The following is a 14,366-nucleotide window of genomic DNA, read 5'->3' as shown; positions in this document are numbered from 1 at the left end:
CGCCCCGTCGCACCGCAGTGGTCCGCCGACGCGGGCGACCAGACCAGCGGCGGTGCGGCCCGCCCGTCGCACCGCGGTGGCAGGGCGGAACAGCCCGGGGTCAGCCGCGCAGCCGCAGCCCGCGTGGGGTGGCGCGGAAGCCGGCGGCGGTCAGCGCGTCGCGCAGCGGCGAGGACCGCACCGCCTCGCCGTCGGCCCGCTCCACCGACATCGCCCCCAGCGCGCCGGAGTGCACCGCGTCGGCGAGCGCCTTGCCGGCCGCGGCCAGTGCTTCGGCGTCGTCGGCGAACGACAGGATCGTCCGGCCGCCCCGCTCCACGTAGAGCACCAGGTCCCCGTCCACCAGCACCACCAGCGCACCGGCCTTGCGCCCGGCCCGGTGCCCGGTCGCCGGGGCGACCCCGTCCCCGGAGTCCACCACCCGTTCCGGCCAGGGCAGCGCCGCCCCGTACGGGTTGGCGGGGTCGGTGGCGGCGAGCACCACGGCCGGACCGCCCCGGCCCCGCGCCCCGTCGACCGGGTCGGCCAGGGCCCGGATCCGGTCCACCGCCCCGGGCACGGCGAACTGGGCCGCGCCCAGCCCCTCCACGAAGTAGCCGCGCCGGGCCGCGCCGCGCTCCTCCAGGGCGGAGAGCACCGGGTAGACCGCGGCGAAGCCGCCGACCACCTGCTCGGCCATCACCGCACCCCGGGTCACCACCCCGTGCCGTTCGAGCAGCAGGTCGGCCAGCGCGGCGGAACGTCGGGTCGGGTCGGTGTCGCGCTCCGGCAGCCGGGACCAGCGCCCGGCCACGGTCGGCGGGCCACCCCGGGTGGGCAGCGCGACCCGGCCCGGGCGGCGGTAGCGGGTGCGCGGCGCGGACGGCCGGGACCGGTGCGCCCCGCCGCCGCCGAGCACGGCCCGCAGTGGGGCGAGGGTGTCGTTGGTGAGGTGACCGGCCCAGACCAGATCCCAGATCACACCGGTCAGCACCGCGTCGTCGGTGGCGCCGACCCGGTCCGACAGGGAGCGGAAGAAGAGCGCCTGCCCCTCGGCGAGGGCGTCGAGGACCGCCTCGTGCAGCGGGGTGAGGGTCAGCGCCTCGTCCGGCGGCGGCAGCAGCAGCGGCGCGGTGTCCGCGTACGCGAGGGTGACCCAGCCGTCGCCGCCGGAGATCGCCCCGGCGCCGGCCCAGACCACCTCGCCGCTGGCGCAGAGCTCGTCGAGCTGGGCGGGGGAGTAGTCGGCGACCCGGGCGGGCAGCACCAGCCGTTCCAGCGCGGACGCCGGCACCGCCGCCCCCTGCACCTGTTCGATGGTGGCGGCCAGCGCCTCCACGCCCCGCGCCGACGAGCCGACCTGCTGCCAGCGGGGCAGGAACGCCGCGAGGGCCCGGGGCGGCACCGGCTCGATCTCCCGGCGCAGCGCGGCCAGGCTGCGCCGGCGCAGCAGCCGCAGCACCTCGGCGTCGCACCACTGGGTGCCGACGGTGTCCGGGGCGAACTCCCCGGAGACCACCCGCCCGGTGGCGGCGAGCCGGCGCAGCGCCTGCTCCACCACGAACACCCCGAGCCCGAACCGGGCGGCGCAGGTCGTCGCCGCGAACGGCCCGTGGGTGCGGGCGTACCGGGCGACCAGGTCGCCGAGCGGGTCGGCCACCGGCGCCAGGTACGCCTCGGCCACCCCGACCGGCAGCGCCACGCCGAGCGCGTCGCGGAGCCGGGCGGCGTCCTCGACGACCACCCAGCGTTCCTCGCCGGCGACCCGGACCCGCAGCACCCGGCGGGCGGCCTCCAGCTCGGTCAGCCAGGGCAGCGGCGCGCCCCGCTCGGCCAGCTCCGCCTCGGCGAGGTCGCCCACCACCCGAAGCAGCTCGACGACGTCCTCCGCGTCGCGGGGGCGGCGCTGCTCGGTGAGCCAGCGCAACTGCCGTTCGGTCTCGGCGAGCACCGCCGGGTCCAGCAGCTCGCGCAGGTCGACCCGGCCGAGCAGCTCGCCGAGCAGGGCCGAGTCGAGCGCCAGCGCGGCGGCCCGGCGCTCGGCGAGTGGGGCGTCGCCCTCGTAGAGGAAGGCGCCGACGTAGCCGAAGAGCAGTGAGCGGGCGAACGGCGACGGGCGGTCGGTCTCCACCTCGACCAGGCGCACCTTGCGGGCGGTCAGGTCGCGCATCAGCTCCGCCAGGGCCGGCTGGTCGAAGACGTCCTGGAGGCATTCCCGGGCGGCCTCCAGGGTGACCGGGAAGTCGGCGTACTCGCGGGCGACGTCGAGCAGTTGCGCGGCGCGCTGGCGCTGCTGCCAGAGCGGCTGGCGGCGGCGCGGGTCGCGGCGGGGCAGCAGCAGCGACCGGGCGGCGCACTCGCGGAACCGGGACGCGAAGAGCGCGGAGGTGCCGACGGACTCCTCGACCAGCTGGGCGATCTCGTCGGGCTCGAAGACCACCACGTCGGCGCCGGGCGGCTCCTCGGCGGTGTCGGGCAGCCGCACCACGATGCCGTCGTCCGCGGGCATGACCTGGGCGTCCATCCCGTACCGCTCGGCTAGCCGGCGGCCGATGGCCAGCGCCCAGGGCCCGTTGACCCGGGCGCCGAGCACGCTGTGCACGGCGAGCCGCCAGTCGCCCAGCTCGTCGCGGAACCGTTCGACCACCACCGTGCGGTCGTCCGGCAGCGAGCGGGTCGCGGCCTTCTGCTCGCGCAGGTACGCCATCAGGTTGCCGGCGGCCCAGTCGTCCAGCCCGCCGGCGCGCAGCGCGGCGACCGCGGTCTCGTCGCTCTGCCGCAGCAGGGCCCGCACCCGGGCGCCGATGGCCCGACCCAGCTCCACCGGCCGGCCGAGCTGGTCGCCCTTCCAGAACGGCATCCGGGCGGCCTGGCCGGGGGCGGGGGAGACCAGCACCCGGTCGGGGGTGATCTCCTCGATCCGCCAGGAGGAGGAGCCGAGCAGGAAGACGTCGCCGACCCGCGACTCGTAGACCATCTCCTCGTCCAGCTCGCCGACCCGGGCGGCGCGTTCCGCGCCGGCCAGGAAGACCCCGAACAGCCCTCGATCGGGAATGGTGCCGCCGCTGGTGACGGCCAGCCGCTGGGCCCCGGGCCGGCCGGTGAGCACGTCGGCGGCGCGGTCCCAGACCAGCCGGGGGCGCAGCTCGGCGAAGGCGGTGGACGGGTAGCGCCCGGAGAGCATGTCGAGGACGGCGTGCAGCGCGGAGTCGGGCAGCTCGGCGAAGGGGGCGGCCCGGCGGACCAGCACCGCCAGGTCGCCGACCCGCCACGGCTCCAGGGCCACCATCGCGACGACCTGCTGGGCCAGCACGTCCAGCGGGTTGCGCGGGTAGTGCAGCTCCTCGATGGCGCCCTCGGCCATCCGCTCGGCGACCACCGTGCAGGAGAGCAGGTCGCCCCGGTGCTTGGGGAAGACCACGCCCCGGGAGACCGCGCCGACCTGGTGCCCGGCCCGGCCGACCCGTTGCAGGCCGGCCGCGACGCTGGGCGGCGCCTCGATCTGCACCACCAGGTCGACCGCGCCCATGTCGATGCCGAGCTCCAGGCTGGAGGTGGCCACCACGGCGGGGAGCTGACCGGACTTGAGCGCCTCCTCGATGTGCTTGCGCTCCTCGCGCGACACGCTGCCGTGGTGGGCGCGGGCGATCACCGGCGGCGCGCCGACCGCCGCGCCCGACTGGGCCATCACCTCGGCCGGCGGCCGATTGGCCCGGAGCGGCCCGACCGGCCCGCCCCAGGCCTCGGACCCCGTTTCCGGCGTGCCGTCGGGGGCGCTCGCGGCCGCCAGTTCGTCGGCGGCGAGCTCGTTGAGGCGGGCGCAGAGCCGCTCGGCGCTGCGCCGGGAGTTGGTGAACACGATGGTCGACCGGTGCGCCCGGATCAGCGAGAAGACCCGTTCCTCGACGGCCGGCCAGATCGACGCCCGGCGCGGCCCCGGGCCGCCCAGGTCGTCCTCCGGCGGCTCCTGCTCGTCGAGGCGGGTCATGTCCTCCATCGGGACCTGGACGCTCACCTCGATGGTCTTGGTGCTGGCCGGCTGCACCACGTCGACCGGGCGGGCGCCGCCGAGGAACCGGGCGCACGCGTCGATCGGCCGGACGGTGGCGGAGAGGCCGATCCGCTGGGCGGGGGTCTCCAACAGCTCGTCGAGGCGTTCCAGGGAGAGCGCCAGGTGCGCGCCGCGTTTGGTGCCGGCGACCGCGTGCACCTCGTCGACGATCACCGTTTCGACGCCGCGCAGCGAATCCCGAGCGGCGGAGGTGAGCAGCAGGAACAACGACTCCGGCGTGGTGATCAGGATGTCCGGCGGGGTGCGGGCGAAGGCCCGCCGCTCGTCGGCGGGAGTGTCGCCGGTGCGCATCCCGACGGTGATCTCCGGGGGTGCGATGCCGAGTCGGGTGGCCGCCTGGCGGATGCCGGCGAGCGGGGCGCGCAGGTTGCGCTCGACGTCGACCGCGAGCGCCTTGAGCGGGCTGACGTAGAGCACCCGGCAGCGCTGCCGCGCCTCGGCGGGCGGCGGCTCCTTGGCCAGCCGGTCCAGCGACCAGAGGAAGGCGGCGAGCGTCTTGCCGGAACCGGTCGGCGCGACCACCAGCGCGTTGCGCCCGGCGGCCACCGACCGCCAGGCGCCGGTCTGCGCCGGGGTGGGCGCGGCGAAGGCGGCCGTGAACCACTCCCGGGTCGCCGCGCCGAAGCCGGCCATCACCCGCGCGCCGTCGGCCCCGCCCACCTGCTCTGTCACGCCTTCCATCCTGCCCGGTCGGTGTGACATCCGGCCGGGCGCGGACGCGGTCTGTCCGGCTGCGACTGCTTACGGGTCGGATGAGCGGCTTGACGTGTTAAGTCTTAACTAACTGCTTGCTTGTGACGCGCAACATAAAGTAACTTCACTCGCAACGCAGCGTCGGGTGGAGGGGATCGGATGACCGTCGAGGAGCCCGGCTTCGCGCCCGCCACCGACGTGCTCATCCGGAAGGTCGACAGTCACCTCGCCGCCGTCCGGGGCAGTCTGCGCGGCCCCGAGCTGGAGCTCGCCGAGCGGCTCGCCCGTTCGCTGCGCGAGCTGGTCGTCTCCACCGCCCAGGCCAGCGCGGCCGATCGGGGTCAGGTGCGGGCCGCCGTGCACTACTTCGTGCTGCGCCGGGAGAGCCGGGGCAACCTGCTCTCGGTCCGTTCGCTCGCCGCCGCCCAGCGCGTGGTCAACAAGGTCGTCGTCCAGCTCGGCCGCCCCGACCTGCTGGTGGAGACCCGGCGGGACCGGCCGCCCCGGGAGGCCGCCGTGCCGGCCGGCGACGTCGCGCTGCGCTGACCCGCCGGGCGGGTCAGCCGCGCGGCTGAGTCGTTCACGACATCAGCTCCACAGCAGCACCGGGGGCAGCTGACACCCTCGCCCTGGAGCGCGGCCAAGGCGGGCGATTTCGGCAAAACGCCCCGTCGACCGGCGATCTGGCGTCTGATCGGTGCAGACCGGGACATTCATCCCGGCGCGCGCCGTCAGCTCGACCGGGGGAGGACGCGTGCTCGTACTGCTGCTCCTCCACCTGGCGGCGGCCCTCGCCGCGCCGCTGCTGGTCCGGCGGTGGGGTCCGCGCGCCTGCTACCCGCTCGCGCTGGCGCCGGCCGCCGCGTTCGGCTGGGCGCTGACCCGGACGCCGACGGTCCGCGACGGCGGCGCGGTCGTCGAGACGTACCACTGGATCGACCAGCTCGACGTCGACGTGGCGCTCCGGCTGACCACGCTGTCCTGGCTGATGACCCTGCTGGTCGGCGGCGTCGGCGCGCTGGTGCTGATCTACTGCGGCCGGTACTTCGCCCCCGACTCCGCCGGCCTGGTCCGGTTCGTCGCGGTGCTGGTCGCCTTCGCCGGCGCGATGCTCGGCCTGGTCCTCGCCGACGACCTGCTGCTGCTGTACGTCTTCTGGGAGCTGACCACGGTCTTCTCCTACCTGCTGATCGGCCACAGCACCGAGCGGCGGGCCAGCCGCTGGGCGGCGGCCCAGGCGCTGACCGTCACCACCCTGGGCGGCCTGGCCATGCTGGTCGGCTTCCTGATCCTCGGCGAGCACGCGGGCAGCTACCGCTGGTCGGAGATCGCCGGCGCGCCGTTGCCCGGCGGCGCCGCGCTGGTCGTCGCGGTACTGCTGATCCTGACCGGCGCGCTCGCCAAGTCGGCGATCGTGCCGTTCAACGCCTGGCTGCCGGTGGCGATGGCCGCGCCCACGCCGGTCAGCGCGTACCTGCACGCGGCGGCCATGGTCAAGGCGGGGATCTACCTGATCGGAATGCTCGCCCCGGTGCTGGCCGGCGTCGGGCCGTGGCGACCGGTGGTGCTCACCCTCGGCCTGGTCACGATGATCGCCGGCGGCTGGGCGGCGCTGCGGCAGTGCGACCTGAAGCTGCTGCTGGCGTACGGCACGGTCAGCCAGCTCGGACTGCTGGCGGTGGTGCTCGGCGCCGGCAGCCCGGACGCCGCGCTCGCCGGGGTGGTGATGCTGCTGGCGCACGCCCTGTTCAAGGCGGCGCTCTTCCTTGTCGTGGGCATCATCGACCACGAGGTCGGCACCCGTGACCTGCGGGAGCTGTCCGGGCTGGGGCGACGGGCGCCGGTGCTCGCCGCGGTGGCCGCGCTCGCCGCCGCCTCCATGGCCGGGGTGCCGCCGCTGCTCGGCTTCGTCGGCAAGGAGGCGGTCTTCACCGCGCTGGCCGAGCGGCCGGTCGTCCTCGCCGGGCTGGTCGTCGGCACCACCCTCACCGTCGCGTACAGCATCCGGCTCCTCTGGGGCGCCTTCGCCACCCGGCCGGGCGTCGAGCCGACCGAGCCCGACCCGGTGCCCGTGCCGATGCTGCTGCCGCCGGCCCTGCTCGCCGTGGGCGGGCTCGTCGCCGGTCCCGCCGTGGCCGGGCTGGAGGGGCCGCTGCGTCCGTACGCGGAGCTGTTCGGCGCACCGCACGAGCACCTGGCGCTCTGGCACGGCCTGACCCCCGCGCTCGGCCTGTCGGCGGTGGCGCTGGCCGGCGGCTACGTGCTGCACGCGGTGCGCGGCCCGCTCGCGCCCGCGCTGGCCCGGCTGCGCGCGCCGGTCGGTGGCAACCAGGGGTACGAGTGGGTAACCCACCGCTTCGACCGGCTCGCCATCGAGGTCACCGGCGCCACCCAGCGCGGTTCCCTGCCGCAGTACCTGGGCGCGATGCTGCTCGCCCTGGTGCTGGTGCCCGGCGCGACGCTGCTGGCCGCCCGCCCCTGGCGCGAGCGGATCGCGCTCTGGGACAGCCCGTTGCAACTGGTGGTCACCCTCGTCGTCGCGGTCGCGGCGCTGCTGGCGGTCCGCGCCCGCCGGCGGCTGACCGCGATGCTGCTGGTGGGGGTGACCGGCTACGGCACCGCGATGCTCTTCGTGCTCTACGGCGCGCCCGACCTGGCACTGACCCAGTTCCTGGTGGAGACGGCGACCATCGCCGTCTTCGTGCTGGTGCTGCGCCGGTTGCCGGAACGCTTCTCCGCCCGACCGCTGCGCCGCAGCCGGTGGGCGCGGCGGCTGGTCGGCGTCGGCGTCGGGGTGGTCCTCGCCGGCCTCGCCCTGGCCGCCGCCGGCTCCCGGACCGCCGCGCCGATCTCGCTGGCCTTCCCCGATCTCGCGGTGGTCGAGGGGTACGGCCGCAACGTCGTCAACGTGACCCTGGTCGACATCCGGGCCTGGGACACCATGGGCGAGCTCGCGGTGCTGGTGGTGGCCGCGACCGGGGTGGCCAGCCTGATCTTCGAGCGGTCCCGCACCGGCCCTCGACCACGCCGGGGCGAACCGTCGCGGGCGCCCCGGCGGGACACCGGGCCGGTCTGGCTCAGCGGTGGCCCGACCCTGCACGAGCGGCGCCGCTCGATCGTCTTCGAGGTGGTCACCCGGCTGATCTTCCACACCATGGTGCTCTTCTCGTTCTTCCTGCTCTTCTCCGGCCACAACGCCCCCGGCGGCGGCTTCGCCGGCGGCCTGGTGGCGAGCCTGGCGCTGACCCTGCGCTACCTCGCCGGCGGCCGGTACGAGCTGGCCGAGGGCGCCCCGGTCGGCGCGGGCACGGTGCTCGGCGCCGGGCTGGCGATCTCCGTCGGCGGCGGTGTGGTGTCCCTGCTGACCACCGGCGACGTGCTGGAGAGCGCCAAGGTGAACCTGCCGCTGCCCTGGCTGGGCGAGCCGTACCTGGTCACCTCGCTCTTCTTCGACGTCGGCGTCTACCTGGTCGTGGTCGGGCTGGTGCTGGACATCCTGCGCAGCCTCGGCGCCGAGGTGGACCGGCACATCGAGGCGGCCGGCAGGTCCGAGCGGGGGCTCGTCGTCGAGCGGGAGGGGGAGTCGGGGTGAGGCAGGGCGGCGCGGGGCCGACCCTGGTGCTGGTGCTCGCCGTCGGCGTGCTCGCGGCCACCGGGGTGACCCTGCTGCTGGAGCGCAGCCTGACCCGGATCCTGCTCGGCGTCATCCTGCTCGGCAACGGGGTGAACCTGCTCATCCTGCTCGGCGGCCGGTCCGGCGCGGCGCCGGTGGTCGGCACCGCCGAGGTGGCGGAGTTCAGCGACCCGCTGGTCCAGGCCATGGTGCTCACCGCCATCGTGATCACCTTCGGGCTGACCGCGTTCCTCGCGGCGGTCGCCTACCGCAGCTGGTATCTCGGCGGCGACGACGAGGTGCAGGACGACCTGGAGGACCGCCAGATCGTGCAGCTCGCCGAGCGCAACGAGGTGCTCGACGCCGACCTCGGCGGGGAGGGGCCGAACGACGACCCGGAGCAGGTGGACCCGGGGCCCGCCCGACGCCGGCTGCGCCGACGGGGTGGGCGGCAGTGAACCGACTCCTGCCGCTGCCGGTGGTGGTGCCGCTGCTCGGCGCCGCGCTGACCCTGATCCTGGCCAATCTGCCCCGGGTGCAGCGCACGGTCAGCGTGGTCGCGCTCACCGGCAACCTGGTTCTCGCGGTGGCGCTGCTGGTGCAGGCGTACCGGCACGGGCCGGTGGTGACGCAGGTGGGCGGGTGGCCGGCGCCGGTGGGGATCGTGCTGGTCGCCGACCAGTTGGCCGCGCTGATGCTGGTGGTCTCCTCGGCGGTCACCCTCTGCGTGCTGATCTACTCCATCGGCCAGGGCCGCAGCGAGACCAGCGAATCGGCGCCGGTGAGCATCTACCACCCGACCTACCTGGTGCTGACCGCCGGTATCACCAACGCCTTCCTCGCCGGGGACCTGTTCAACCTCTTCGTCGGCTTCGAGATGCTGCTGGCCGCCAGCTTCGTACTGATCACCCTGGGCGGCACCGAGGCCCGGATCCGCACCGGCTCGACGTACGTCGTGGTCGGCATCCTCTCCTCGATGATCTTCCTGGTCGCGGTCAGCCTGGTGTACGCCGCCACCGGCACCCTCAACCTGGCCCAGCTCGCCACCCGCCTCGACGCGCTGCCGGACGGCGTACGGCTGGGGTTGCAGCTGATGCTGCTGCTCGCCTTCGGCATCAAGGCGGCGGTCTTTCCCGTTTCCGCCTGGCTGCCGGACAGCTACCCGACCGCGCCGGCCCCGGTGACCGCGGTCTTCGCCGGCCTGCTCACCAAGGTCGGCGTCTACGCGATCATCCGGACCGAGACGCTGCTCTTCCCCGGCGGGCAGGTCTCCGGCCTGCTCATGGTGGTGGCCGGGCTGACCATGGTGGTCGGCGTGCTCGGCGCGGTGGCGCAGTCGGACATGAAGCGGCTCTTCTCGTTCACGCTGGTCAGCCACATCGGCTACATGATCTACGGGGTGGCACTGAGCACCGCCGCCGCGCTCTCCGGCGCGATCTTCTACGTGGTGCACCACATCACCATCCAGACCACGCTCTTCCTCGTCGCCGGGCTGGTCGAGGAGCGCGCCGGCAGCACCGACCTGCGCCGGATCGGCGGCCTGGCCCGGATCGCCCCGCTGCTGGCGGTGCTCTTCTTCGTCCCGGCGATGAACCTCGCCGGCATCCCGCCCTTCTCCGGCTTCCTCGGCAAGGTCGGCCTGCTCCAGGCCGGCGTGGCGGTCGGCGGGCCGCTGCCCTGGGTGCTGGTCGCCGCCGGCACGACGACCAGCCTGCTTACCCTCTACGCCGCCTCCCGGGTGTGGAACATCGCGTTCTGGCGGGCGCCCCGGCTGGCCACCGACGAACCGGTGGTCCGGCTGCCGCAGCTGATGGTGGGCGCCACCGCCGCCCTGGTGGTGCTGGGCCTGACGTTCACCCTCGCCGCCGGTCCGCTGTTCCGCGTCACCGCCGACGCCGCGGCCGATCTGCGGCTGCGCACCCCGTACGTGCGGGCCGTGCTGCCCGACGGTGCCCCGTGACCGCCCCGGACACCACTGGGTCACCGCCTACGCGGCGCGGCGGCCGCCGCCGCGACCAGGCCATCGCCCTGGGCTGGCTGATCGCGGTCTGGAACCTGCTCTGGGGCGAGATCTCCTGGGGAAACCTGCTCGGCGGGGCACTGGTCGGCGTCGCGGTGCTGCTGTTCTTCCCGCTGCCGCCGGTCTCCTTCGGCGGCCGGCTGCGGCCCCGGGCGCTGCTGGTGCTGCTGACGACGTTCGTCGCCGAGCTGGTCGACGCCAGCGTGCACGTCGCCGCGATCGCCGTCCGCCCCGGCTACCGGCCGCGCGGGGCGATCATCGGAGTACGCCTGCGGGTGCGCACCGACCTCAACCTGGCGCTCACCGCCGAGCTGCTCTCGCTGGTCCCCGGCACCCTGATCCTCGAGATCGACCGGGACGCGGGCGTCCTCTACGTGCACGTCCTGGACGTCCGGCGTCCGGAGGACCTGTCCGACAGCCGGGACCGGGTCCTCGCCGTCGAGGAACGCGTCGTCCGGGCGATCGGCTCCGACGCCGAGGTGCGCCTGCTCGCCACCGATCCCGTCGACCGGAGGTCCACATGACCGTCGTCCTCACCGTCGTCCTCACCGTGCTGCTCTCGGTCACCGCGCTGCTGGCGCTGGCCCGGATCTACCGGGGCCCGTCGCTGCTGGACCGGGTGATCGCCGCCGACCTGCTGCTCGCGATCATGCTCGGCGCGGTCGGGGCGGAGGCCGCGATCAACCGGCACGCCACCACGCTGCCGGTGCTGGTGGTGCTCTCGCTGCTCGGGTTCGTCGGCTCGGTGGCCCTGGTCCGCTTCGCCGTCCGGGAGGAGGCGTGACGCGCCCGGCCCGGCTGCCCGCCGTCCCGGCCCGGCCGGCGCACGGCGGCGTCGCGAACGGAGAGGCTGCCCGGTGAGCGCGGGTACGGTCGCCGACTGGCTGGGTGCGGTCGCCCTGGTGGCGGGGGCGCTGCTCAGCCTCGTCGCCGGGATCGGGGTGCTGCGCTTTCCGGACGTGCTGGACCGGATGCACGCCGCCACCAAGCCGCAGGTGCTCGGGGCGCTGCTCCTGCTGCTCGGGCTGGCGTTGCGGCTGCGCAGCCCCGCCGACCTCGGCATGATCGCGCTGGTCGCCGTCTTCCAACTGGCCACCGCGCCGGTGGCCGCGCAGATGATCGGCCGGGCCGCGTACCGGTCGGGGCGGGTGGACCGGACGCTGCTGGACCGGGACGAACTCGCCGAGCACCGGAAATAGGGGATGAGCAGCGGCTTTGTCCCCACCTTCAGCGGGCATTCAGCGACCACAGATAGAATTGCCGCATGATCGACTCCTCTGCCCAGGAGGGCAGCAGTAGCCAGCCGGGTTGTGCCCGGCATCCCCTCGCCCCGACGTCCCCGGGAGCCCTGAGCGACCCGTGCTGATCGTCGTCGGTCTCGTACTCATCATCGTTCTCACCGCCGCCACCGGCTACTTCGTGGCCCAGGAGTTCGGCTACGTCGCCGTGGACCGCGGCCGGCTCAAGCAACAGGCCGAGGAGGGCGACCAGGCGGCCGCCCGGGCCCTGGAGGTCACCGGCCGGCTCTCGTTCATGCTCTCCGGCGCCCAGCTCGGCATCACCGTGACCGCCCTGCTGGTCGGTTACGTCGCCGAGCCGTACCTGGGCGCCGGGCTGGCCGAACTGCTCGGCGGCGCCGGTGTCGCCACCGCGGTCAGCCTCCCGCTGTCGGTGGTGCTGGCCCTGCTCATCGCCACCGTGGTGCAGATGGTCCTCGGTGAACTCGCCCCGAAGAACCTGGCCATCGCCCGCGCCGAGCCGCTGGCCCGGGCGCTGAGCCGCTCCACCCTGATGTACCTGAAGGTCGCCGGCCCGCTGATCACGCTCTTCGACCGGGCGGCGGTGCGGCTGCTGCGCCGGGTCGGCATCGAGCCGATCGAGGAGCTGCCCAGCGGCGCCACCCCGGAGGACCTGGAACAGATCATCGCCGAGTCCCGGGAGGAGGGGCACCTCGACGCCGAGATGTCCGACCTGCTCGACCGGGGCCTCGACTTCCGGGAGCTGACCGCCGGGGAGGCCATGGTGCCCCGGGTCGACGTGCACACCGTACGGGCGCACGAGCCGGTCAGTCGGGTCGTCGAGCTGCTCGACACCGGCCACTCCCGCTTCCCGGTGCGCGGCGCCGAGGGCGTGGACGACCTGGTCGGGGTGGTCGGCATCGCCGACGTGCTCGGCGTACCCCCGGCGCGGCGCGCCACCACCCCGGTCAGCGCGGTGGCCGTACCCCCGTTGCTGGTGCCCGAGACGCTGCCGCTGCCGACGGTGCTGGACCGGCTGCGGTCCGGGCACCGGCAGCTGGCCTGCGTGGTCGACGAGTACGGCGGCTTCGCCGGGGTGATTTCGCTGGAGGACATCGCCGAGGAACTGGTCGGCCCGATCCGCGACGAGGACGACCCGCCGGAGCGCGCCCCCGCCCGGCAGGCGGACGGCTCCTGGGTGGTGCCGGCCCGCTGGCGGATCGACGAGGTCGCCGACAGCACCGGCATCGCGCTGCCCGAGGCCCCCGAGTACGACACCCTCTCCGGGCTGGTCATGCGGGAGCTGGGCCGGGTGCCCGAGGTGGGTGACCGGCTGGAGATCAGCCTGCCCGCCGACGGCGAGGCGCCACGCGAGCGCGCCCTGGTCGAGGTGCTCGTCGTGGACCGGCACGTGGCCGACTCGGTGCGGCTGCGGATGGCCGGCGAGGCCCCCGGCGGGGAGGTGGCGGCATGAGCCCCGGCGTCGCACTGCTGGTCTCGGCGCTGCTGCTGGCGCTCAACGGCTTCTTCGTGGCCGCCGAGTTCGCCCTGTTGGCGAGCAAGCGCTACCGCCTGGAGCAGGCGGCCGCCGGTGGCGGTCGGGCGGCGCGGGCGGCCCTGGACGGCGTCCGCGAGCTGTCGCTGATGCTGGCCGGCGCGCAGCTCGGCATCACGCTGTGCACCCTGGGGCTGGGCGCGCTGGCCGAGCCGGCGATCGAACACCTGCTCAGCCCGCTGCTGCACACGGTGGGCCTGCCCGACGCGGCCAGCCACGCCGTCGCGCTGGTCTTCGCGCTGGCGCTGGTGACCTTCCTGCACCTGGTCGTCGGGGAGATGGCCCCGAAGTCGTGGGCGATCACCGATGCCGAGCGGTCGGCGCTGCTGCTGGCGCTGCCGTTCCGGGCCTTCGCCCGGGTGGCCCGGCCGGTGCTGTCGGCGCTCAACGCGCTGGCCAACGTGGTGCTGCGGCTGTTCGGGGTGCAGCAGCAGGACCAGCTCGCCCAGGTGCACGGCCCGGACGAGCTGCGCATCCTGCTGGAGCAGTCCCGCGAGCACGGGCTGCTCGGCGCCGAGCAGCACCACCTGCTGACCAGCATGCTGGAGTTGCAGGGCACCACCGTCCGGGACGTGATGGAGCCCTTCGACGAGATCGTCACGGTCCGCCGGGACGACACCGCGGACCGGATCGAGCAGGTCAGCCGGGACAGCGGCCGGTCCCGGCTCGCCGTGCTGGACCCGGGCGGCGAGGTCTGCGGCCTGGTCCACGTACGGGAGGCGGTGCGGGCGGTCACCAACGGCCGGCCCGCGACGGCGGGCGAGCTGATGACCCGGGCGTTCACGCTGCCGGCGACCTCCTCGGTCACCGAGGCGGTGGCCGCGATGCGCGCCGACCAGTCCCAGCTCGCGCTGGTCCGCAACGGTGGCGGCCCCACCCGTCCGATCGGCTTCGTGGCCCTCGAAGACCTGCTGGAGGAGGTCATCGGCGAGTTCGACGACGAGACCGACCCGGTCCCGCGCGGCCGACGCCTCCGCTGACGCCCCACCCCACCTTCCGCCCGGCCGCCGGCTCCCCGTGACCCGGCGGCCGGCCTCGTCCCCACCCCCTTCCCCCCAAGACCCGCGCACCTTCGGAGAAAGCGTGGCCATCGGGCGGGAAATGGCCACTCTTTCCCCGAAAGTGCAAGTGCGTGGCGGGCTGCCGCTCGGGGCGCTCGGGAAGTGCGGCGGACCGCCGCGCGGGGAGTGCCGGGA

9 protein-coding genes and 1 pseudogene are annotated in these 14,366 nt (G+C 74.9%); 9 read left to right on the top strand and 1 reads right to left on the bottom strand.

Annotated elements, in window-relative coordinates; genetic code table 11:
- Positions 1 to 100: 100 nt before the first annotated feature.
- Positions 101 to 4,684 (bottom strand): ATP-dependent helicase, encoded by a 4,584-nt coding sequence (locus ACTMTB_RS09845; protein WP_441144985.1) that lies wholly within the window; start codon positions 4,682 to 4,684, stop codon positions 101 to 103.
- A gap of 219 nt (positions 4,685 to 4,903) precedes the next feature.
- Between ACTMTB_RS09845 and ACTMTB_RS09840 the strand changes: the two are divergent.
- From ACTMTB_RS09840 to ACTMTB_RS09800, 9 genes and pseudogenes are all read left to right on the top strand, one after another.
- Positions 4,904 to 5,261: pseudogene (locus ACTMTB_RS09840) on the top strand (hypothetical protein); the annotation flags it as partial.
- Between the two features lie 237 nt (positions 5,262 to 5,498).
- Positions 5,499 to 8,336, top strand: a complete 2,838-nt coding sequence (locus ACTMTB_RS09835) for a Na+/H+ antiporter subunit A (protein ID WP_441144329.1) — start codon at positions 5,499 to 5,501, stop codon at positions 8,334 to 8,336.
- Entirely contained in the window at positions 8,333 to 8,815 is a 483-nt protein-coding gene (locus tag ACTMTB_RS09830) for a Na(+)/H(+) antiporter subunit C (protein ID WP_441144327.1), read from the top strand. Before ACTMTB_RS09835 ends, ACTMTB_RS09830 begins: the two co-directional genes overlap by 4 nt.
- Entirely contained in the window at positions 8,812 to 10,317 is a 1,506-nt protein-coding gene (locus ACTMTB_RS09825) for a Na+/H+ antiporter subunit D (RefSeq protein ID WP_441144325.1), read from the top strand. Before ACTMTB_RS09830 ends, ACTMTB_RS09825 begins: the two co-directional genes overlap by 4 nt.
- Positions 10,314 to 10,901: a Na+/H+ antiporter subunit E gene (locus ACTMTB_RS09820; RefSeq protein ID WP_441144323.1), complete on the top strand. Its 588-nt coding sequence runs from the start codon at positions 10,314 to 10,316 to the stop codon at positions 10,899 to 10,901. The genes ACTMTB_RS09825 and ACTMTB_RS09820 overlap by 4 nt, the downstream gene beginning before the upstream one ends.
- Entirely contained in the window at positions 10,898 to 11,161 is a 264-nt protein-coding gene (locus tag ACTMTB_RS09815) for a monovalent cation/H+ antiporter complex subunit F (RefSeq protein ID WP_280836446.1), read from the top strand. The genes ACTMTB_RS09820 and ACTMTB_RS09815 overlap by 4 nt, the downstream gene beginning before the upstream one ends.
- A gap of 73 nt (positions 11,162 to 11,234) precedes the next feature.
- Entirely contained in the window at positions 11,235 to 11,576 is a 342-nt protein-coding gene (mnhG, locus tag ACTMTB_RS09810; RefSeq protein ID WP_441144321.1) for a monovalent cation/H(+) antiporter subunit G, read from the top strand.
- Positions 11,577 to 11,736: 160 nt separating this feature from the next.
- Positions 11,737 to 13,089, top strand: a complete 1,353-nt coding sequence (locus ACTMTB_RS09805; RefSeq protein WP_441144319.1) for a hemolysin family protein — start codon at positions 11,737 to 11,739, stop codon at positions 13,087 to 13,089.
- Entirely contained in the window at positions 13,086 to 14,150 is a 1,065-nt protein-coding gene (locus ACTMTB_RS09800; protein WP_441144317.1) for a hemolysin family protein, read from the top strand. Before ACTMTB_RS09805 ends, ACTMTB_RS09800 begins: the two co-directional genes overlap by 4 nt.
- Positions 14,151 to 14,366: the final 216 nt, after the last annotated feature.

It is taken from the genome of Micromonospora sp. L32 (genome assembly GCF_052068055.1).
GTDB lineage: Bacteria > Actinomycetota > Actinomycetes > Mycobacteriales > Micromonosporaceae > Micromonospora > Micromonospora purpureochromogenes.
This window is presented reverse-complemented; position numbering and strand designations above follow the sequence as displayed.